Below are 20156 nucleotides of genomic sequence, written 5' to 3'. Positions count from 1 at the left end.
CAACACGGAACGCGCAGCAGCCTTGCCAACCTGGCTCGACCACTACAACCTAGACAGAACCCACCTCGGCATCGGAGGCAAAACCCCCATCGACCGAATCAACAACGGTCGAGGTCAGTACAGCTAGACCGCGGGACGGTCGAGCAGATCGGACTGGTGCACGAGCGCGCCGGCGCCGATCAGCGGGCCCTCGTCGGAGAGTCCGGACGGCACGATCGTGGTGCGGGTGACGAAGGCGAACGTGGTGCGCTCGGCCAGTGCGGCGCGCGCGTGCTCGAAGAGCGCGGGAGAGACCCGGCTGAAGCCGCCGCCGATGGCGACGACGTCGAGGTCGAGCAGGCTCGAGGCGGATGCCGCGGCCCGGCCGATCGCGGTGCCGGCGCGTTCGACGGCAGCGAGGGCCACGGGGTCGCCGGAGGCATGGGCGACGGCGAGGTCCTCACCGGTCGTGCCGGTGAAGCCCTGGCCGCGGGCCCAGGCGACCGTGCGGGGGCCGGAGGCGACCGCCTCGAGGCACCCGCGTCCGCCGCAGGGGCAGGGGTCCTCGAATCCGCCGACCTCGATGTGGCCGATGTGCCCGCCGTTGCCCGTGGGGCTCGGAATGGCCCGGCCGCCGAGCACGAGCCCGCCGCCGACCCCGGTGGAGACGATCATGCCGAGCAGGTTGCCGGCACCACGGCCGGCGCCGACCCAGTGCTCGGCGAGCGCGATGCAGACGCCGTCCATGCGGAGCGTCACGGGCGTGCCCGGCAGGAGGTCCTCGATGAAGCGCCGGAGGGGGTACTCGCGCCATGCCGGGACGTTGAGCGGCGACACGGTGCCCTCGGCCACGCCGATCGGTCCGGCCGAGCCGACGCCGAGGCCGAGCAGTTCGGCGTCCGCCGGCACGGCGGCGCGGGCGGCGAGCACGACCTCGCGCACCGCCCGCTCCAACGCGGGACTCGCGGAGGTCGGCCCGGTGGGCCGGCGGTGCCGGGAACCGGGGAGGACGATGCCGGAGCCGTCGACGAGCGCGGCTTCCACCTTGGTGCCGCCGAGGTCGACGGCGAGGGCGAGCGGTCGGGTCACCCCGCCAGCATAGGGTGCGCGCGAACCGAGGATGCTGCTCATCTGAGCACGATGTGCAGCGTGTGTTGCCGATGAGCACGCACGTGCCTACGCTGGGAACGGCGGAAGGACAGGTGTGGACGAGATCGACGAACTCCTCTCGATCCGAGCGGCCGAGCTCTACTACGAGGAGAACAAGACGCAGGACGAGATCGGGCAGGCGTTGCGCCTCACCCGATGGAAGGTCGGCCGACTCCTCGCCCAGGCCAAGCAGCAGGGCTTCATCCGCATCGAGATCCTGCACCCCCGCGCGCGGCGGCTCCCGATCGAGCGTCGTCTCCGCGACGAGCGCGGACTCACCGATGCCGTCGTGGTCTCCTCGGCTGGCGTCGCCTCGGCCGAAGAACTGCAGGCGCGCACGGCGCAGGCGGCGGCCGACTACCTCACGTCGCTCCGGCCCGTGCCGCGCACCCTCGGCGTCAGCTGGGGCCGCACCCTCTTCGAGATCTCGCAGCACCTGCGCAACGGCTGGGCCTCCGGGGTCAACGTCGTCCAGATCAACGGCGGCGTCAGCCTGAACCGGCGACCGGGCACCGCGGCCGCCACGGCGGTCGGCATCGCGCAGAAGGCCGGCGGCAGCGCCACCCTCCTGCCGAGCCCGGCCATCCTGGAGCGCCTCGAGACCAAGCACGCGATCGAGGCCGACCGGGTCGTCGCCGGGGTCATCGACCTCGCGCGCTCCGCCGACGCCTACCTCTTCAGCGCTGGCGCCGCCGACCACACGTCGGTGCACGTCGAGAGCGGCTACCTCTCCGAGGGCGACGTCGACCTGCTCGTGCAGAAGGGGGCCGTCGGTGATGTCGTCGGCCGCTACATCGACTCCGACGGCAACATCGTCGACCCCGCCCTCGATGCGCGCACCGTCGGGCTGACCCTCGACGAACTGCGCGCGGCATCCCTCGGGGTCGCCGTGATCGCCGGTCGGGCCAAGCATGCGGTCGCCGACGCCGTCGTGCGCAGCGGGCTCTGCTCGGTGCTCGTGACGGACGAGGCGACCGCCCTCCACCTTCTCGACGGCTGACGCCCGCCGTCGCCAACCGACTCCTCGAAAGTCAGGTCGAACCATGACAGGAACATCCCTCATCACCGCACGCGAGCGGGCGCTCGCCGTGCTCGGCGGCGAGCCCGACGACGCCACCCTGCGCAGGTACCTGCACGGCATCGCCGGCGTCGACGCGGTCGGCCTCGAGCAGCGCGCCGCCGGCCTCGGCACCCGCAGCATCAAGACGACCTCCAAGCAGTGGGCGCTCGACCGCATCATCCAGCTGATCGACCTCACGACCCTCGAGGGTGCCGACACCCCCGGGAAGGTCCGCTCGCTCGTCGCGAAGGCACTGGTGCCCGACCCGGCCGACGGGACGACGCCGCGCGTCGCGGCGGTCTGCGTCTACGGCGACATGGTGCCGTACGCGGTCGACGCGCTCGGCGCGGCCCACGGCGACCCCGACGACGGACTCGTGTCGGTCGCGGCCGTCGCGACCGCGTTCCCCAGCGGGCGCGCCTCGCTCGAGATCAAGCTCGCCGACACGGCCGAGGCGGTCGCCGCCGGTGCCGACGAGATCGACATGGTCATCGACCGGGGCGCCTTCCTCGCCGGACGCTACGGCCTGGTGTTCGACCAGATCGCCGCCGTGAAGGAGGCGTGCCGTCGAGCCGACGGAACGAGCGCGAGCCTCAAGGTGATCCTCGAGACCGGCGAGCTCGTCACGTACGACAACGTGCGACGGGCGTCCTGGCTCTCGATCCTCGCCGGCGGCGACTTCATCAAGACCTCGACCGGCAAGGTGCCGTCGGCGGCGACGCTGCCGGTCACGCTGCTCATGCTCGAGGTCGTGCGCGACTGGCACCTGGCCACCGGCCAGCGCATCGGCGTGAAGCCCGCGGGCGGCATCCGCACCTCGAAGGACGCGATCAAGTACCTCGTGACCGTCGCCGAGACCGTCGGAGAGGAGTGGCTCGTGCCGCACCTGTTCCGCTTCGGCGCTTCCAGCCTGCTGAACGACGTGCTGCTGCAACGTCAGAAGCTCGCGACCTCGCACTACTCCGGCCCCGACTACGTCACGATCGACTGAGACGAGAGCACGACACATGAGCTTCCTCGAATACGCACCCGCCCCCGAGTCCACGGCGGTCCTGAACCTCCGCGACCAGTACGGGCTCTTCATCGACGGCGAGTTCGTCGACGGTCGCGGCACCCCCTTCCAGACCATCTCGCCCGCGACCGAGGCCCGCATCGCGACCGTCTCGAACGCGAACGAGGCGGATGTCGCCGACGCGGTCGCCGCCGCCCGGCGCGCCTACGAGCGCACCTGGTCGCGCATGAGCGGCCGCGATCGCGGCAAGTACCTCTTCCGCATCGCGCGCCTCGTGCAGGAGCGCGCCCGCGAGCTCGCCGTGGCCGAGTCGCTCGACAACGGCAAGCCCATCAAGGAGTCGCGCGACGTCGACGTGCCCCTCGTCGCGGCCTGGTTCTTCTACTACGCGGGCTGGGCCGACAAGCTCGATCACGCCGGGCTCGGGGCGAACCCGCGGGCGCTCGGCGTCGCGGCGCAGGTGATCCCGTGGAACTTCCCGCTCCTCATGCTCGCCTGGAAGATCGCGCCGGCCCTCGCGGCGGGCAACACCGTCGTGCTGAAGCCGGCCGAGACCACGCCGCTCACGGCGCTCATCTTCGCCGAGATCCTGCAGCAGGCCGACCTGCCCGCCGGCGTGGTCAACATCATCACGGGCGCCGGTGACACGGGCGCCGCGCTCGTCTCCCACGAGGGCGTCGACAAGGTCGCCTTCACCGGGTCCACCGGGGTCGGCCGCGCCATCGCGAAGCAGATCGCGGGCACCGACAAGAAGGCCACGCTCGAGCTCGGCGGCAAGGCCGCCAACATCGTGTTCGACGACGCGCCGATCGACCAGGCGATCGAGGGCATCGTCAACGGCATCTTCTTCAACCAGGGCCACGTCTGCTGTGCCGGCAGTCGCCTGCTGGTGCAGGAGAACATCCACGACGAGGTCGTCGACCGCCTGAAGTCGCGGCTGTCGACCCTGCGCCTCGGCGACCCGCTCGACAAGAACACCGACATCGGCGCGATCAACTCGCGCGAGCAGCTCGAGCGCATTCGCGAGCTCTCGGATGTCGGCGTCGCCGAGGGCGCCGAGCGGTGGAGCGCGCCGTGCGAGATCCCCGAGAACGGGTTCTGGTACGCGCCGACGATCTTCACCGGCGTGCAGACCTCGTCTCGCATCGCGCGCGAGGAGATCTTCGGCCCCGTGCTCTCGGTGCTCACGTTCCGCACGCCCGCCGAGGCGATCGCCAAGGCGAACAACACGCCCTACGGCCTCTCGGCCGGCATCTGGAGCGACAAGGGCAGCCGCATCCTCGCCGTCGCCGACCAGCTCCGTGCGGGCGTCATCTGGGCGAACACGTTCAACCGGTTCGACCCGGCCTCGCCGTTCGGCGGCTACAAGGAGTCGGGCTACGGCCGCGAGGGCGGTCGCCACGGGCTCGCCGCGTACCTCGCTCCCGCCTCGATCGGCGGCCAGGGCGCCCTGCCCCGCGCGGCGTCGCACGGGGCGGTCGCCTCCCCGTCCGAGACGTCGACGGATGCCGCGGCGGAGCCGAAGGCCCGACGCACCCGTGCGACCCGAACGACCAAGGCCTCGACGAAGGGATCCAAGCGATGAGCCGCCTCGCCGTGCCGAAGACGTACAAGCTCTACATCGGGGGAGCCTTCCCCCGCAGCGAGTCGGGCCGTACCTACGAGGTCCTCTCCGCCTCGGGCGGCTTCCTGGCGAACGCCGCGAAGGCCTCCCGCAAGGACGCCCGCGACGCGGTCGTCGCCGCGCGCGCCGCCGTCGGCGGGTGGGCCGGGGCAACCGCGTACAACCGCGGGCAGGTCCTCTACCGCATCGCGGAACTCCTCGAGGGGCGCCGGGCGCAGTTCGTCGCCGAGATCGAGGATGCCGAGGGTGCGACCCGCGCTGCGGCATCCGCCCAGGTCGACGAGGCCATCGACCGATGGGTCTGGTATGCCGGGTGGGCGGACAAGTTCGCCCAGGTCACGGGCAACGCGAACCCGGTCGCGGGGCCGTACTTCAACATCTCGGTGCCCGAGCCCACCGGCGTCGTGGCGATCGTCGCACCGCAGGACACGTCGCTGCTCGGGCTGGTCTCGGCCGTGGCTCCCGCGCTCGTCGCGGGCAATGCCGTCGTCGTGGTCGCGAGCGAGCGGTTCCCGCTCTCGGCGATCAGCCTGGCCGAGGTGCTCGCCACGAGCGATGTCCCCAAGGGCGTCGTCAACGTCCTCACCGGGTCGCCGGCCGAGATCACGCCGTGGCTCGCGAGCCATGCCGACGTCAACGCGATCGACCTGGTCGGCGCGAGCGCGCTCGACTGGGTGGACCTCGAGATCTCCGCCGCGGACACCCTGAAGCGCGTCCTGCGCCCCGAGCAGGGCCCGGATGCCGCGGCGCCGGCGCTCGGTCGCATCACCGCGTTCACCGAGACCAAGACGGTCTGGCACACGAAGAGCATGCGATAGGACGCACATGTCCGGGCGCAACGGGGCATCCGATGAGCGGGGGCGGCTGGCGGCCGACCCGTTCGAGTACCGCCTGACCGGGCGGGGCGGCGTGATCGTCTCCCGGGGCGGCCGACCGGTGATGACGGTCGGCGGCGCCGACGCCGCCCGGCTCCTCGACGCGCTCCAACGCGCGGACGATTCACAGGCGCAGCACCTGCTGGCGCGGGCGAGCGGCAACTATCGTCGAGGGAACGAACGGGGCTGACGCGGCGCGCCGGTCCGGTTCCGGAACGGGGGATTCGTGCGCATACTCGTGACCGGTGCGACCGGCTACATCGGCGGCAGGCTCGTGCCCAGGCTGCTCGCGGCCGGGCACGAGGTGCGCGTCCTCGTCCGCAGGCCCGAACGGCTCGGCGACGTGCCGTGGGCGTCATCGATCGACGTCGTCACGGGCGACCTGGCCGACCCGGCGGCCGTCGACGCCGCGGTGGCCGGCATGGATGCCGTCTACTACCTCGTGCACTCGATGGGCGGCCGCGGCGACTTCGAGGCGACCGAGCTCCAGATCGCGCGCAACGTCGCCGATGCCGCGTTCCGGCACGGCGTGCGCCGCATCGTCTACCTGGGCGGGTTGCACCCCCAGGGCGAGCGGCTCTCCCGCCACCTGCGCTCCCGGACGCAGGTGGGTGAGATCCTGCTGGCCTCCGGGGTGCCGACGATCGTCTTCCAGGCCGGCGTCGTCATCGGCTCGGGGTCGACCTCGTTCGAGATGATCAGGCATCTCACCGAGGTGCTGCCGTACATGCCCGCGCCCCGCTGGGTGCGCAGCTTCATCCAGCCGATCGCGGTCCGGGATGTGCTGCACTACCTCGTCGCCGCCGTCGACGTGCCGCCCGAGGTGAACCGCGCCTTCGACATCGGCGGACCCGACGTGTACCGGTACGGGCAGCTCATGAACGGCTACGCGGTCGAGGCGGGCCTTCCGCAGCGGCCGATCGCCGCGCTCCCGGTGCTGACCCCGTGGCTCGCCGGGCAGTGGGTGAACCTCGTCACGCCCATCCCGCGCCGGCTGGCCGTGCCGATCATCGAGTCCCTGCAGTTCGATTGCGTCATGCGCGAGCACGACATCGACGACGTGATCCCGCCGCCGCCGGAGGGACTGCTTCCGTACCGCACCGCGGTGCGCCTGGCGCTCGAGCGCGAACGCACGGGCGAGGTCGAGACGAGCTGGCGCAATGCCGAGGTCGCGGGGGCGCCGAGCGACCCGTTGCCGAGCGATCCCGACTGGGCGGGGCACACGGTCTACGTCGACGAGCGCCGGCGGGCGTCCTCGGCGGGGCCGGCGTCGCTCTGGCGGGTCATCGAGGGCGTCGGCGGCGAGAACGGCTGGTACTCGTTCCCGCTCGCATGGGCGCTGCGCGGCTGGATCGACAAGCTCACCGGCGGCGTCGGGCTGCGCCGCGGTCGCCTCGACCCCGAGACCCTGCGCGTCGGCGACGCGGTCGACTTCTGGCGGGTCGAGGCCATCGACCGGGGCAGCTTCCTCCGACTGCGTGCCGAGATGCGGGTGCCGGGCCGGGCCTGGCTCGAGCTCTCGGCCGCGGAGGCCTCCGATGGTTCCGAGTACCGCCAACGCGCCGTGTTCTTCCCGAAGGGGCTCGCCGGGCGCCTCTACTGGTGGTCGATCCTGCCGTTCCACGGCATCATCTTCGCCGGGATGGCGAACCGCATCACGGCCGAGGCGGAGGCCGAGGGAATGCCCCGAAAAAAGATAACGAAACGGTAACGGCCGCTGCTAGAGTGACGGGAACCATCGCGCAGGGAGGCGCGATCGGTGGAAAGGCCCGAACCCGTGACCCGTGCTTCCGATGCGATCGACCCGACGACCGCATCCCCCCGAGCCCGCCCGCGCTCGACCACGTCCGCCGCGCCGCCGCCTCGGCGGGGCACGTCCCTCGGCGCCATCCGGATGGGCCGGCTGCTCGCCTTCCATCCGCCGAGACGCCTCGTCCGGGTGCTCGCGGGGGCCATCGGGGTGACGGCCGTCTCAGCGGTCATCCTCATCGTCGGGACGCCCACGAGCGCGACCGCGATCGACGTCTTCGGTGCGCTCCGCGGGCCGGGCGAGCCCGCGCTGATCATCGGGCATCGGGGCGATCGTGCGGAGGCCCCCGAGAACACCATGCCCTCGCTCGAGCTCGCGATGGACCGCCTCGCCTACGTCGAGACCGACGTGCAGATGAGCCGGGATGGGGTTCCGATGCTCTTCCATGACACCGACCTCGAGCGGATCACCGGCGACCGGAGATCGGTCGGCGACCTCGACGCCCGGCAACTCCAGCGCCTTGACGTCGGCGCCTGGTACGGCACCGCGTTCGAGGGGGAGCGGATGCCGACGCTCGAGGCGTTCCTCGAGGAGCTCGCCGAGCGCCCCGACGCCCGGGCGCTCGTGGAGCTGAAGGCCGATTGGGCCGACGACGAGGTGCGCACGGTCGTCGGCCTCATCGACCGCGTCGGCCTGCGTGGCCGCGTCGTGCTCGAGAGCTTCAGCCTCGAGACGCTCTTCGCCATCCAGCGGGTCTCGCCGACCACGCCCCGCATCATGCTGATCCGCGAACTGCCCGCCGACCCGGTGCCGATGGCCGAACGCCTGGGGCTCATCGGCTTCGGCACCACGGCGACGTCGGTGACCGCCGAGCCGCAGGCGCTGGCTGCGCTGCACGAGGCCGAGATCGCCGTGCTCTGCTACACGCTGAACACCGAGGACCGCTGGGAGGAGGTCGGCGCCCTCGGCGTCGACGGCATCATCACCGACGAACCGAGCGAGCTCGACGAGTGGCTCGCCGTGACGGCGCCGGGCACCTGACCGCGACGGCCGACCCGGACCACCCGGCCTGCGGGATGCGGGACGCGGCGGCGGCGGCCGTGGGCCTCGGGGCTCAGCCCGGGAGCGGGTCGGACGAGCGCCCGCGGAGCGAGGCCGCGACGGCCGCGATCTCGGCGGGGCCGGTGCGGCAGCACCCGCCGATGAGGCTCGCGCCGGCGGCGCGCCAGGCGCGCACGAGCGAGGGGTCGAAGCCGGCGCGTCCGTGCCAGGTCCGCGTCGCGGCATCCCACGTCTCGCCGCTGTTGGGATAGGCCACGACGGCCTTGCCGGTCACCGACCTGGCGGCCCCGATCGCGTCGAGCACGACCCCGGGTGCGCAGCAGTTCACGCCGACGGCGAGCACCCGATCGGATGCCGCGGCGAGCTCGAACGCCTCGGCGATCGGCTCGCCGCTGCGGAGTCGGTCGCGGTCGGGCGTCACGGAGATCCACGCGTCGATGCCGGCGCCCTCGAGTTCGCCCACGATCGCCTCGACCTCGCGGAGCGACGGGATCGTCTCGACGGCGAGCAGGTCGGCGCCGGCGTCGGCCAGGACGCGCAGCCGGTCGTGGTGCCACGCGCGCAGGGCGGCGACGCTCAGGGCGTCGTCTCCGCGGTACTCCGAGCCGTCGGCCAGCGATGCGCCGTACGGACCCACGGATGCCGCGACCCAGCCGCCGCCGGCCTCGTCGCGGGCGCGACGGGCGAGCGCGACGCTGCGGGCGAGCATGTCCCGCGCCTCTCCAGCCGTTCGGCCTGCTCGTTCGAATCCCGACTCCGAGACCTGGTACGAGGAGGTGACGGCGATCTCGGCGCCCGCGGCGAAGTAGTCGCGGTGCACGTCGAGGATCGCCTCCGGCCGGTCGAGCAGCGTGCGCGCGCTCCAGAGCGGCGCCGCGACATCCGCCCCCCGATCCGCCAGCAGCGTGCCGAGCCCGCCGTCGACGACGACGGCGCGCTCGCTCAGCGCCGCAGCGAGGGAACCGGGTGCCCGGTCATCCACGGTTGTTGGAGAGCTCGAAGATGCGCAGCAGTTCGGCGACCGCGGCATCGCGCTGCTCGCCGCCGGCGTCGTACATGTCGCTGACGTGCGTGCGCAGGTGGTTCTCCACCAGGAGCTTGTTGAGGGAGCCGAGCGACTTCTGCACGGCGAGCGAGAGCGTGATGATGTCGACGCAGTAGTCCTCGTTCTCGATCATCTTCTCGATGCCGCGCAGCTGGCCCTCGATGATCTTGGTGCGGTGCAGGGCGCGCTTCTTGATGTCGTCGATCACCGTGCCATCCTACGCCCGATCGCGCGTACCCCCGGGGGTACCGGCGGATCCGGCGTCGTGGACTCCCGGTGGGGTGGTCGGGCGGACGCGCTAGCGTTGGGCCATGTCGACCCGTCTCGCGCGCGGCGCAGCAGCCGCGCTGCTCGCGCTCCTCGTGACCGTGCCGGCCGCGGCATCGGCGGCTGCGTCCGCGCCGGAGCCCGTCCATGCTGCGACGGCGGATGCCGGGGCCGCCGTCGTCGCGGTGCCCGCGGGCGTCGACGACTTCGAGTTCGCCTCCTTCGACGCGGTCTACGAACTCGGGCGCGACGGCGACGGCCGATCCGTCCTCGAGACCACCGAGACGCTCGTCGCCGTCTTCCCCGAGATCGACCAGAACCGCGGCATCCGCCGGGCCATCCCCCTGGACTACGACGGGCATCCGGTCGACGTGCAGGTGCAGTCGGTGACGGATGCCGCGGGCACGCCCCGCGCCTTCGAGGCCGAGCCCGACGAGGAGGACGAGTTCCTGCTCGTGACCGTCGCCGGATCCGACTACGTGCACGGCGAGCAGACGTACGTGATCAGCTACAGCCAGCACAACGTGACGCTCCAGCCCGACGACGCGGCGGTCGACGAGTTCTACTGGGACGTGAACGGCGTCGGCTGGGCGCAGCCGTTCCGCTCCGTGCGAGCGGAGCTGCGCGTCGACGCGTCGCTGGGGGCCGCCTTCACGGGGGATGCCGCGTGCTACCGCGGCGGCTCGGGCGCCGGCACGCCGTGCGAATCGCTCGAGCTCGGCACCTCACCCGACCCGCTGCTCGTCGCACGCGCGGATGCGATCGGCCCGTACGAGAACCTCACGATCGCGGCGGCCTTCGAGCCGGGCACCTTCGTGCCGCGCGACGACTCGTTCGGGGCATCGCCCGCCGCGGTCATCTCCGCCGTGGCGGCCGTCATCGCGCTCGGGCTGTTCGTCCTGGCGCTCGCGCTGCGCCTGACGTCCTGGCGGCCGGCGCGGCCCGGGACGATCATCGCGCAGTACGAGCCTCCGTCCGGGGTGAGCGCCCTGGTCGCGGCGGATCTCGTCGACCAGCCGGCCCGCGGTACCACCGCCACGATCCTCGAGCGCGCGGTCGCGGGCGAGGTTCGCATCCTCGACCGCGGGAGCAAGGCCTATTCGGTGCAGTTCGTCGGAGGTCCGCTCGGCGACCCCGATGCGCAGTCCGTCGTGCGCGCGCTGTTCGAGGGCGGCCCGTATCCCGGACAGGAGCGCTCGCTGAGCAGCAAGTCCACGACGCTCGGGCAGCGACTCATCGCCATCCGCAAGGAGGTCGCCCACCGCACCGTCGAGACCGGGCTCCGACGCAGTCCGGCGCTCGGCCCGCGGATCGTGATCGCGGCCGCCGCCTTCGCCGCGGCCGTGCTGGGGTTCATCACCGCGGTCATCGCCCTCGACTCCGTGATGGGCGGGCTGTGGCCGGTGCTCACGATGATCGCCGCCATCGTCTTCGCCCTCGCGGCCGGCATCACGGTGATCGGCGTACGCCCCCTCACCGCCGAGGGCCGACGGCTGCGCGACCACCTGGAGGGCCTGCGCCTGTTCATCCGGCTCGCCGAGGCCGACCGCATCCGGATGCTCCAGAGCCCGACGGGCGCGCTGCGGGCGCCGGTCGACAAGGCCGGTTCCGGATCGGCGGCCACCGGCCCCGACCGCGTCGAGATGCTGCGACTGACCGAACGCCTGCTGCCGTACGCGGCCCTGTTCGGGCTCGAGAAGGACTGGCTCCGGGAGCTCGCGAACCTCTACGAGTCGACCGGCCAGGCGCCGGGCTGGTACGCGGGCACCGCCGGGTTCGACGCGGCTCGCTTCTCGGTCGCGGTCTCCGCGTTCACCACGGTGTCGAGCACGGCCTGGTCCGGGTCGTCCTCGAGTTCCTCGTCGTCGGGCTCCAGCGGCGGCGGCTCATCCGGCGGAGGAGGAGGGGGCGGAGGTGGCGGCGGCGTCTGATCCGCCTGATCCGGCCGGGTCCCGCTCATCGCCGATGTCGACCCGTCGCTCGGCGTCGATGCCCGGGACCTCGTCCGCCAGGTCGTCGTCGAGCGGGCGGTGCTCGTCGTCGTTCGGCGGTTCGTCCTCGTCGAACTCGGTGTCCTGCGCCACGGTGAACTCGTCGTCTCGGGGCTCCGCGGCCGCCCCAGCCAGCTCGCTCATGGCGGCAGTGTAGGCCGGTCGGAGCGCCGCCGCACGCGATCGCGGACACCGTGCACGCGGCATCCGCGAGCCGCCCGACGGCCGGCCTGCGCCGAGGTCTAGGCTCCCGAGCATGGCGGACTGGATATGGGCGGCAGTCGCCGGGCTCGGTGCCGGTGCGGCACTCGTGGTGGGCGCCGTGATCGCGTGGACGGTGGAGGTCCCGACCAGGATCGTCGCGTCCGTCATGGCGTTCGGCGCGGGGGTCCTCATCTCGGCGCTCGCCTTCGACCTCGTGCTCGAGGCGCAGGCCGAGGGCGGGTTCTGGCCGACCGTGGGCGGCTTCGCGGCGGGTGCCGTCATCTACGTCGCCGCGAACACGCTGCTCGACCGGCTCGACCAGAGGAACCCGCGCGGTCGGGGGGAGAACGCGGGCACCGGCGTCGGCATCGCGCTCGGCGCCCTGCTCGACGGCATCCCCGAGTCCGCCGTGCTCGGCCTCAGCATGGTGGGCGGTACCGGCGTGAGCGTGCCGGTGCTCCTCGCGATCGTGATCTCCAACGTGCCGGAGGGCCTCTCGAGCACCGCCGCGCTGAAGCAGGACGGGCGGTCGGCCCGCTACGTGTTCACCCTCTGGATCGGCATCGCGCTCGCGAGCGCCGTCGCGGCGCTGCTCGGCTTCGTGCTGCTCGACGGCGCGAGCGGTCAGACGACCGCGTTCATCACGGCCCTCGCGGCGGGCGCGATCCTCGCCATGATCTGCGACACCATGATCCCCGAGGCGTTCCGCACGACCCATTCGCTCACCGGGCTGCTCGCGACCTCCGGGTTCCTCCTGAGCTACGCCGTGCACTCGGCCGGCTGACGTCAGGGGTCCGGCAGGAGGTCGCCGCGGCCGCCGCGGCCGCCGCAAGACCGTCCCGTCAGCGCGGCATCGCGCGCCGGCGCCCGTCTGCGGCTAGACTGGAGCCCGCGCCCAGGCGAATCCGTTCTTCGGCCGACCATGCGAGCTCCGCCCGCATGCTGCTCGGTCGGGTTTCGCCCGAACCGCACTCCACGCATGCAGATGCGGTGTGCGGTCCCGGCCATCGCGATCGGTGACGGGCAGGCGCCGAGGTTTCGCCCCGATACCCGGAGGATCATGGCCCAGACGAGGCAGCGTCAGCGAACGCGTTCGCGTGACGACGACGCACCCATCATCCCGATCCTCGCGCGCAAGGTGCGCGAGGTCGAGCAGAAGGCCCAGAAGGGCAAGCTCGGACCGACGAACCGCACCAAGTTCCAGGTCATCGCGCTGCTCATGCGCGAGGAGCGCGCTCGGGTCAAGTCCGACCCCGACGTGCCGGACAGCTCGCGGCCGGAGCTGCTCAAGCGCCTCGACGGCATCGCGCAGATCCTCGCGAAGACGGCCGCGCGCGACACGAGCCTCATCGCGCTGCTCGAGCCGGATGCCTCCATCTCCACGGTCGCGCAGCGGTTCCGCCGTGACTGGCTGCTCGAGTCGGGCGCCGAGCTCAGCCCCGACGAGCTCATCATCACGCGCGAGGCCGAGGTCAAGCCGGTGCTCGCCGAGAACCAGGTGATCCCGGCGTCGGTGCGCTCCAGGCAGCTCGCCAACCCGTTCCTCGCCCCCGACTTCTCCAAGCCGACCGCGCCGCCCGTGCCGGTGCGCCGCCTCGCGAACTGGGAGCTGCTCGGTCCGCTGTTCAAGGCGTTCGAGCAGGGGTCCGGCGGCCAGGCGGCCAGCATGGAGCTCCCGGAGGCGCCGAAGATCGACCGTCTCGCGCCGCGCGGCCTCGAGCTGATGATGCACCAGGCGCGCTTCATCGAGGCGGCCCGTGAGGGGCACCGCACGTTCCTGCTCGCCGACGAGCCGGGCCTCGGCAAGACGGCGCAGTCCGTGCTCGCAGCATCCGTCGCCGACGCCTACCCGCTGCTGGCCGTCGTGCCGAACGTCGTGAAGATGAACTGGGCCCGAGAGGTCGAGCGCTGGACCCCGCATCGCCGGGCCACCGTGATCCACGGCGACGGCGACACGCTCGACGCCTTCGCCGACGTCGTCGTCGTCAACTACGACGTGCTCGACCGGCACATGGCCTGGCTCTCGACGCTCGGCTTCAAGGGCATGGTCGTCGACGAGGCGCACTTCATCAAGAACCTGCAGTCGCAGCGCTCGAAGAACGTGCTCGCGCTCGCCGACCGCATCCGCCACTCGGCGCCGGGCAACGACCCGCTGCTGCTCGCGCTCACCGGTACGCCGCTCATCAACGACGTCGACGACTTCCGCGCGATCTGGCAGTTCCTCGGCTGGATCGACGGCGACCGGCCGTCGCCGCGACTGCTCGGCCTCCTCGAGGAGAACGGCCTCACGCCCGCGGAGCCGGGCTTCTACTCCGCGGCCCGACGCACGGTCATCGACCTCGGCATCGTCCGCCGCCGCAAGGTGGACGTCGCGGCCGACCTCCCGGCCAAGCGCATCGCCGACCTCCCGGTCGAGCTCGACGACGAGCTGGGCCGCTCGATCCGGGCGGCGGAGCGCGAGCTCGCCAACCGGCTCCTCGGCCGTTTCCGGGCACTCGTGGAGGCCAGGCACCTGCGCATCGGCGACCTCGACGAGGAGCAGCGCGACCAGTTCATCCGGGCGGTCGCGAGCGCCGAGCTCGAGGAGTCGAAGTCGGCCAAGACCGGCGAGAACGTGTTCACCATGGTCCGGCGCATCGGCCAGGCCAAGGCCGGCCTCGCCGCCGACTACGCGGCGCAGCTCGCGCGCTCGGTCGGCAAGGTCGTCTTCTTCGCCAAGCACATCGACGTCATGGACCAGGCCGAGTCGGCCCTCGCGGCCCGCGACCTCCGCACGGTCTCGCTCCGCGGCGACCAGACGGCGCTCCAGCGGCAGGCCGCGATCGATGCCTTCAACACCGACCCGGATGTCGCGGTCGCGGTGTGCTCGCTCACGGCGGCCGGCGTCGGCGTGAACCTGCAGGCCGCGTCGAACGTGGTCCTCGCCGAGCTCAGCTGGACCGCGGCCGAGCAGACGCAGGCGATCGACCGCGTGCACCGCATCGGGCAGGACGAGCCCGTCACGGCCTGGCGCATCATCGCCGCGCACACGATCGACGCGCGCATCGCCGAGCTCATCGACTCCAAGCAGGGCCTCGCCGCGCGTGCCCTCGACGGCAGCGACGTCGAGCCGGGCTCGGCGGACTCGGTGCAGATGGACGCGCTGCAGCACCTGCTGCGCGCGGCCCTCGACGGGGCCCTCTGATCCGGTGCCGCTGCGCGCGCTCCCGACGGGGCGCCCGCAGCGGCGGCACGTCCGCGTTGACGGGAACCTATAGACTGCCGCAGTCGAACAGCCCCGCCGTTGTGGCATCCGGCACATCTCTTGTTCTGACGAGCACCTTGGAGTCGTTCACACCATGAAGATCGGCATTCTCACCAGCGGCGGCGACTGCCCGGGCCTGAACGCGGTCATCCGCGGATCCATCCTGAAGGGCGTCATCTCCTACGACACCGAGTTCGTCGGGTTCCGCAACGGCTGGCGCGGCGTGGTCGAGGAGGACCTGATGCCGATCGTGCGTCACGACGTCCGCGGCCTCGCGAAGCAGGGCGGCACGATCCTCGGTTCGAGTCGTACCAACCCCTTCGAGGGCGAGGGCGGCGGCCCCGAGAACATCCAGCGCATGCTCGACCGCAACGGCATCGACGCGATCCTCGCGATCGGCGGCGAGGGCACGCTCACCGCCGCGCGCCGACTCTACGACGAGGGCGGCATCAAGGTCATCGGCGTGCCGAAGACGATCGACAACGACCTCGCGGCGACCGACTACTCGTTCGGCTTCGACACGGCCGTGCAGATCGCGACCGAGGCGATCGACCGCCTGCGCACCACGGCCGACTCGCACGGCCGCTGCATGGTGCTCGAGGTCATGGGCCGCCACGTCGGCTGGATCGCGCTGCACTCCGGCATGGCCGGGGGAGCGCACGCGATCCTGATCCCCGAGCAGCCGCAGACGATCGAGCAGATCGCCGAGTGGGTCGAGTCCGTGCGCGACCGCGGCCGCGCGCCGCTCGTCGTCGTCGCCGAGGGCTTCACCTTCTCCGACATGACCGAGGCGCACTCGCACAAGGGCCTCGACGCCTTCAACCGCCCGCGCCTCGGCGGCATCGCCGAGCTCATCGCGCCGATGATCGAGGAGCGCACGGGCATCGAGTCGCGCGCGACCGTGCTCGGCCACATCCAGCGCGGCGGCGAGCCCACCGCGTACGACCGCGTGCTCGCGACGCGACTCGGCATGGCCGCCGTCGACGCGGCGTACGAGGGTGCCTGGGGCTCGATGGTGACGCTGCGCGGCACCGACATCGAGACCGTCTCGATCGCCGACGCGGTCGGCACGCTCAACCGCGTCCCGCAGGACCGCTACGACGAGGCCCGCATCCTCTTCGGCTGAGCCCGACGGGGTCGAGGGTCCATCGAGGCGAACGGATGCCGCTGCTGCCGCAGGTCTGCGTCTGCTACCTCCTGCGAGAGCGCGGGGGCCGCACCGAGGTGCTCCTCGGGCGCAAGCGCCACGGCCTCGGCGAGGGCAAGTGGGTCGGGCCCGGCGGCAAGCTCGAGCCGGGGGAGTCGCCGGCGGATGCCGCGGTGCGCGAGGTGCACGAGGAGACGGGCCTCAGCGTGCGGGCGGCCGACCTCGAGCCGAGGGGACTGCTGACCTACCTCTTCCCGCACCGCGAGGCGTGGAGCCAGGAGTCGAGTGTCTTCGTCTGCCGATCGTGGAGCGGCGAGCCCGAGGCATCCGACGAGCTCGATCCCGAGTGGTTCCCGGTGGACGAGGTGCCCTACGAGCGCATGTGGCACGACGCCGGGTTCTGGCTGCCCGGCGTGCTCGCCGGGGGTTCCGTGCGGCGCACGTTCGCCTTCGGCGCCGACCTCTCGACCGTGGTGGCCGAGCCCGGCGACGTCGCGTAGGATTTACGCGGCGTTCGTCTCCGGTCCACGCGGCCTTCGTCGCCAGTTCAGCCGGTGACATCCCACACCGTTCCAGACCGAACCAAGAAAGACGCCGGTGGATCTCACCCTCATCGTCGTGCTGGTCATCGCACTGGCGCTCTTCTTCGACTTCACCAACGGGTTCCACGACACGGCGAACGCGATGGCCACCCCCATCGCGACCGGTGCGTTGCGACCGAAGGTCGCGGTCACGCTCGCGGCCGTCCTGAACCTCGTCGGCGCCTTCCTCTCGACCGAGGTGGCGAAGACCATCTCGGGCGGCATCATCAACGAGGGCGACGGCGGCGTCCTCATCACGCCGCAGCTCATCTTCGCCGGGCTCATCGGGGCCATCGTGTGGAACATGGTGACCTGGCTGCTCGGCCTGCCCTCCTCCTCGAGCCACGCGCTCTTCGGCGGGCTCATCGGCGCCGCCATCGTCGGTGCCGGCTTCGGCGCGGTCGACTTCTCGGTGGTCGTGTCCAAGGTCGTGCTGCCGGCCATCCTGGCGCCGCTCACGGCGGGGCTCATCGCATACCTCGCGACCAAGCTCGCCTACGCGATCACGCGGCGCTACGACGGCAAGCCCGACGGGCGAGACGGGTTCCGCCACGCCCAGATCTTCTCGTCCTCGCTCGTCGCGCTGGCGCACGGCACCAACGACGCGCAGAAGACGATGGGCGTCATCACGCTCACGCTCGTCGCGGCCGGACTGCAGACCTCGGGCGACGACGTGCAGACGTGGGTCATCGTGACCTGCGCCGTCGCGATCGCACTCGGCACCTACATGGGCGGCTGGCGCATCATCCGCACGCTCGGCACGGGGCTCACCGACGTGAAGCCCGCGCAGGGCTTCGCGGCGGAGACCGCGACCGCCGCGACCATCCTCGCCTCGACCCACGTCGGCTTCGCGCTCTCGACCACGCAGGTCGCCTCGGGCTCGGTCATCGGGTCGGGCCTCGGCCGGCGCGGCTCGAAGGTGCGCTGGCGCACGGCGGGCCGCATCGGCATCGGCTGGCTGCTCACCCTGCCGGCCGCGGGCGGCGTCGGCGCCATCGCGGCGGCCATCGCGCTGCTCGGGCCGATCGGCGTCCTGATCGACGCGGTGCTCGGGGTCGGCATCATCGTCACGATCTTCCTCCTCTCGCAGCGCAACGAGGTCTCGGCCAGCAACGTCGTCAGCGAGGTCGCGGCGTCGGGGCGCGCGGTGAAGATCAAGCGCAACCCGAAGCCCAAGAAGGGCAAGGTGGCCAAGTGATCGACTGGCTCGCGTTCCTGCTCGTCCTCGTCGCCTCGCTCGTGAGCACGTGCGTCGTCGTCGCGGCGTACTCGCTCGGCATCCGCCTCCTCACGGTCTCGGGCCGCACGCCCATCGTCACGCCGGCGGAGTTCACCGACGCGATCACCATCGTCACCCCGGCTGAGATCCGCCAGGCCGAGAAGCGCGCGGCCAAGGCCGCCCGCAAGAGCCCCCTGACCGAGAGCCAGAAGCGTGCCGCCCTCGTCGGGGCCTGGGCCTGCTTCGGCGTCAGCGCGCTGGCCGTGCTCGTCGGCGTCTACCTCATCATCGGCGAGCACCTCTTCGAGCTCTTCTCGTGAGCGCCCCGGCGTTCCGCGGCCCCGATGTGCGTTCGTAACACGAGCGCCGCTACTCTCATCGCATGACTGATACCCCCACCTCCGAGGCGCCGCCCGAGCAGGACGCGCCGACCTCGTTCATCGACCGCTTCTTCGAGATCACCAAGCGCGGTTCGTCCGTGGGCGCCGAGGTGCGCGGCGGCCTCGTCACGTTCGTGACGATGGCCTACATCGTCATTCTGAACCCGATCATCCTGTCGGGCGGCACGGATGTCGCGGGCGACGTGCTCGCGTTCCAGCAGGTCGCGGCGGTCACGGGGCTCACCGCGGGTGTCATGACGATCCTCTTCGGCCTCGTCGCGCGGCTGCCGTTCGCGTTCGCGGCCGGCCTCGGCATCAACTCCTACCTCGCGGTGGCGGTCGTCGGCGAGGTCACCTGGCCCGAGGCCATGGGCCTCGTGCTCATCAACGGCCTCATCATCGTGGTGCTCGCGGCCACCGGCCTGCGGCGCCTCATCTTCACCGCCGTCCCGATGCAGCTGAAGCTCGCGATCACGGTGGGCATCGGCCTGTTCATCGCGTTCATCGGCTTCGTCGACGCCGGCTTCGTGACGGGCACCGGCTTCAACTCCCCGCCGGTCCAGCTCGGCGCGGCCGGCTCGATCGCCTCCATCCCGACGCTGATCTTCGTGCTCACGCTGCTGCTCACGGGCGTGCTCGTGGCCCGAAAGGTGCGCGGCGGCATCCTGATCGGCCTCGTCTCCGGCACGGTCATCGCGGTCATCGTCGAGGCGATCTGGCACCTCGGCTCGGGTGCCGAGAAGCCCGGCGGCTGGAGCCTCGGGGTGCCCACGCTGCCCGGCTCCTGGTTCAGCATCCCCGACCTCTCGCTCGTGGGCGCGGTCAGCTTCGGCAGCTTCGAGCGCATCGGCGTCCTCGCCGCGCTCGGCCTCGTCTTCACGCTCGTCTTCACGAACTTCTTCGATGCCATGGGCACGATGACCGGCCTCTCGAAGGAGGCGGGCCTCGCCGACGAGAAGGGCGACTTCCCCCGTCTGCGCTCCGCGCTCATCGTCGAGGGCGTCGGCGCGGTCGCGGGCGGCTTCACCTCGAGCTCCTCCAACACCGTCTTCATCGAGTCGGGTTCGGGCATCGGCGAGGGCGCACGCACCGGCCTCGCCAATGTGGTCACCGGCGCGCTGTTCCTCCTCGCGATGTTCGTCACGCCGCTCATCTCCATCGTGCCCTCCGAGGTCGCCTCCGCGGCGCTGGTCATCGTCGGCGCGCTGATGATGTCGCAGATCCGCTACATCGAGTTCGACGCGTTCTCGGTCATGCTGCCCGTGTTCGTGACCATCACCGTCATGCCGTTCACGTACTCGATCGCGAACGGCATCGGCGCCGGCTTCATCACCTGGGTCGTGCTGCGCTCGCTGTCCGGCAAGGCGCGGGAGATCAGCCCGCTCCTCTGGGTCGTCGCCGCAGGTTTCGCGATGTACTTCGCGCGCGGCCCCATCGAGGCGCTCTTCGGCGGCTGAGCCCGTCGTCGAACGGATGGCCCGTGGCCACCCGGCCGCGGGGCATCCGTCGTCTGCGCGGGGCATCCGCGGGTCTGCCGCCCTCGAACGGCTCGGGGATCCCTCAGGGC

19 protein-coding genes and 1 pseudogene are annotated in these 20156 nt (G+C 71.9%); 16 read left to right on the top strand and 4 right to left on the bottom strand.

Annotated elements, in window-relative coordinates:
- Positions 1–127 (top strand): annotated as a pseudogene (locus GQQ95_RS19690) (IS481 family transposase); the annotation flags it as partial.
- Here GQQ95_RS19690 and GQQ95_RS13605 read toward each other — a convergent pair.
- On the bottom strand, positions 124–1068 hold the full coding sequence (locus GQQ95_RS13605) for an ROK family protein (protein WP_157428210.1): 945 nt from the start codon (positions 1066–1068) through the stop codon (positions 124–126). The pseudogene GQQ95_RS19690 and the gene GQQ95_RS13605 sit on opposite strands and share 4 nt — an antisense overlap.
- 115 nt (positions 1069–1183) lie before the next feature.
- Between GQQ95_RS13605 and GQQ95_RS13600 the strand changes: the two genes are divergently transcribed.
- The 7 genes from GQQ95_RS13600 to GQQ95_RS13570 all read left to right on the top strand — a co-directional run bounded on the left by GQQ95_RS13600 (position 1184) and on the right by GQQ95_RS13570 (position 8490).
- Positions 1184–2128, top strand: coding sequence for a sugar-binding transcriptional regulator (locus GQQ95_RS13600; RefSeq protein WP_157428209.1), 945 nt, complete (start codon positions 1184–1186; stop codon positions 2126–2128).
- 43 nt (positions 2129–2171) lie between these two features.
- Positions 2172–3179 (top strand): deoxyribose-phosphate aldolase, encoded by a 1008-nt coding sequence (gene deoC, locus GQQ95_RS13595; RefSeq protein ID WP_157428208.1) that lies wholly within the window; start codon positions 2172–2174, stop codon positions 3177–3179.
- Between the two features lie 16 nt (positions 3180–3195).
- Positions 3196–4785: an aldehyde dehydrogenase family protein gene (locus tag GQQ95_RS13590; RefSeq protein ID WP_157428207.1), complete on the top strand. Its 1590-nt coding sequence runs from the start codon at positions 3196–3198 to the stop codon at positions 4783–4785.
- A complete protein-coding gene (locus GQQ95_RS13585) occupies positions 4782–5642 on the top strand; it encodes an aldehyde dehydrogenase family protein (protein WP_157428206.1) in 861 nt (286 codons plus the stop codon). Before GQQ95_RS13590 ends, GQQ95_RS13585 begins: the two co-directional genes overlap by 4 nt.
- Before the next feature lie 7 nt (positions 5643–5649).
- Positions 5650–5889, top strand: coding sequence for a hypothetical protein (locus GQQ95_RS13580; protein WP_157428205.1), 240 nt, complete (start codon positions 5650–5652; stop codon positions 5887–5889).
- A 36-nt stretch (positions 5890–5925) separates the two neighbouring features.
- Positions 5926–7410: an SDR family oxidoreductase gene (locus tag GQQ95_RS13575; RefSeq protein ID WP_157428204.1), complete on the top strand. Its 1485-nt coding sequence runs from the start codon at positions 5926–5928 to the stop codon at positions 7408–7410.
- Positions 7411–7476: 66 nt separating this feature from the next.
- On the top strand, positions 7477–8490 hold the full coding sequence (locus GQQ95_RS13570) for a glycerophosphodiester phosphodiesterase (RefSeq protein WP_157428203.1): 1014 nt from the start codon (positions 7477–7479) through the stop codon (positions 8488–8490).
- A gap of 73 nt (positions 8491–8563) precedes the next feature.
- Here GQQ95_RS13570 and mmuM read toward each other — a convergent pair whose 3' ends face one another.
- Together mmuM and GQQ95_RS13560 are read right to left on the bottom strand one after the other, a co-directional pair.
- Positions 8564–9493: a homocysteine S-methyltransferase gene (mmuM, locus tag GQQ95_RS13565; protein ID WP_246205503.1), complete on the bottom strand. Its 930-nt coding sequence runs from the start codon at positions 9491–9493 to the stop codon at positions 8564–8566.
- Positions 9486–9764 carry a metal-sensitive transcriptional regulator gene (locus GQQ95_RS13560; RefSeq protein WP_157428201.1) on the bottom strand — a complete coding sequence of 93 codons (279 nt, stop codon included), beginning with the start codon at positions 9762–9764 and terminating at the stop codon, positions 9486–9488. Before GQQ95_RS13560 ends, mmuM begins: the two co-directional genes overlap by 8 nt.
- Positions 9765–9867: 103 nt before the next feature.
- Here GQQ95_RS13560 and GQQ95_RS13555 point away from each other — a divergent pair, with 103 nt between their 5' ends.
- Complete coding sequence (locus tag GQQ95_RS13555; RefSeq protein ID WP_157428200.1) at positions 9868–11754, top strand: DUF2207 domain-containing protein; 1887 nt, start codon at positions 9868–9870, stop codon at positions 11752–11754.
- On the opposite strand, the gene GQQ95_RS13550 is transcribed toward GQQ95_RS13555, so the two are convergent.
- Complete coding sequence (locus GQQ95_RS13550) at positions 11710–11958, bottom strand: hypothetical protein (RefSeq protein WP_157428199.1); 249 nt, start codon at positions 11956–11958, stop codon at positions 11710–11712. The genes GQQ95_RS13555 and GQQ95_RS13550 overlap by 45 nt on opposite strands.
- Before the next feature lie 112 nt (positions 11959–12070).
- Here GQQ95_RS13550 and GQQ95_RS13545 point away from each other — a divergent pair, with 112 nt between their 5' ends.
- The 7 genes from GQQ95_RS13545 (at position 12071) to GQQ95_RS13515 (ending at position 20046) form a co-directional block, all read left to right on the top strand.
- Complete coding sequence (locus GQQ95_RS13545; protein WP_157428198.1) at positions 12071–12802, top strand: ZIP family metal transporter; 732 nt, start codon at positions 12071–12073, stop codon at positions 12800–12802.
- 276 nt (positions 12803–13078) lie between these two features.
- On the top strand, positions 13079–15202 hold the full coding sequence (locus GQQ95_RS13540) for a DEAD/DEAH box helicase (RefSeq protein WP_157428197.1): 2124 nt from the start codon (positions 13079–13081) through the stop codon (positions 15200–15202).
- A 154-nt stretch (positions 15203–15356) separates the two neighbouring features.
- A complete protein-coding gene (locus tag GQQ95_RS13535; RefSeq protein ID WP_157428196.1) occupies positions 15357–16388 on the top strand; it encodes a 6-phosphofructokinase in 1032 nt (343 codons plus the stop codon).
- A gap of 35 nt (positions 16389–16423) precedes the next feature.
- Complete coding sequence (locus GQQ95_RS13530; protein WP_157428195.1) at positions 16424–16909, top strand: 8-oxo-dGTP diphosphatase; 486 nt, start codon at positions 16424–16426, stop codon at positions 16907–16909.
- A 97-nt stretch (positions 16910–17006) separates the two neighbouring features.
- Positions 17007–18188: an inorganic phosphate transporter gene (locus tag GQQ95_RS13525; RefSeq protein WP_157428194.1), complete on the top strand. Its 1182-nt coding sequence runs from the start codon at positions 17007–17009 to the stop codon at positions 18186–18188.
- Complete coding sequence (locus tag GQQ95_RS13520) at positions 18185–18529, top strand: peptidase (RefSeq protein ID WP_157428193.1); 345 nt, start codon at positions 18185–18187, stop codon at positions 18527–18529. The genes GQQ95_RS13525 and GQQ95_RS13520 overlap by 4 nt, the downstream gene beginning before the upstream one ends.
- A gap of 62 nt (positions 18530–18591) precedes the next feature.
- Positions 18592–20046, top strand: a complete 1455-nt coding sequence (locus GQQ95_RS13515) for an NCS2 family permease (RefSeq protein ID WP_157428192.1) — start codon at positions 18592–18594, stop codon at positions 20044–20046.
- Positions 20047–20156: the final 110 nt, after the last annotated feature.

Origin of the sequence: Agromyces salentinus (assembly GCF_009749395.1) — a bacterium.
Taxonomy (GTDB): domain Bacteria; phylum Actinomycetota; class Actinomycetes; order Actinomycetales; family Microbacteriaceae; genus Agromyces; species Agromyces salentinus.
The sequence above is the reverse complement of the archived record's forward strand: the minus strand, read 5'-3'. Positions and strand labels throughout refer to the sequence as shown.

Bases quoted from the DNA above. Each gene is read 5' to 3' on its own strand.
- deoC (WP_157428208.1), top strand. From the start codon at position 2,172: ATGACAGGAACATCCCTCATCACCGCACGCGAGCGGGCGCTCGCCGTG.
- GQQ95_RS13590 (WP_157428207.1), top strand. From the start codon at position 3,196: ATGAGCTTCCTCGAATACGCACCCGCCCCCGAGTCCACGGCGGTCCTG.
- GQQ95_RS13585 (WP_157428206.1), top strand. From the start codon at position 4,782: ATGAGCCGCCTCGCCGTGCCGAAGACGTACAAGCTCTACATCGGGGGA.
- GQQ95_RS13580 (WP_157428205.1), top strand. From the start codon at position 5,650: ATGTCCGGGCGCAACGGGGCATCCGATGAGCGGGGGCGGCTGGCGGCC.
- GQQ95_RS13555 (WP_157428200.1), top strand. From the start codon at position 9,868: ATGTCGACCCGTCTCGCGCGCGGCGCAGCAGCCGCGCTGCTCGCGCTC.
- GQQ95_RS13550 (WP_157428199.1), bottom strand. From the start codon at position 11,958: ATGAGCGAGCTGGCTGGGGCGGCCGCGGAGCCCCGAGACGACGAGTTC.
- GQQ95_RS13545 (WP_157428198.1), top strand. From the start codon at position 12,071: ATGGCGGACTGGATATGGGCGGCAGTCGCCGGGCTCGGTGCCGGTGCG.
- GQQ95_RS13540 (WP_157428197.1), top strand. From the start codon at position 13,079: ATGGCCCAGACGAGGCAGCGTCAGCGAACGCGTTCGCGTGACGACGAC.
- GQQ95_RS13535 (WP_157428196.1), top strand. From the start codon at position 15,357: ATGAAGATCGGCATTCTCACCAGCGGCGGCGACTGCCCGGGCCTGAAC.
- GQQ95_RS13530 (WP_157428195.1), top strand. From the start codon at position 16,424: ATGCCGCTGCTGCCGCAGGTCTGCGTCTGCTACCTCCTGCGAGAGCGC.
- GQQ95_RS13515 (WP_157428192.1), top strand. From the start codon at position 18,592: ATGACTGATACCCCCACCTCCGAGGCGCCGCCCGAGCAGGACGCGCCG.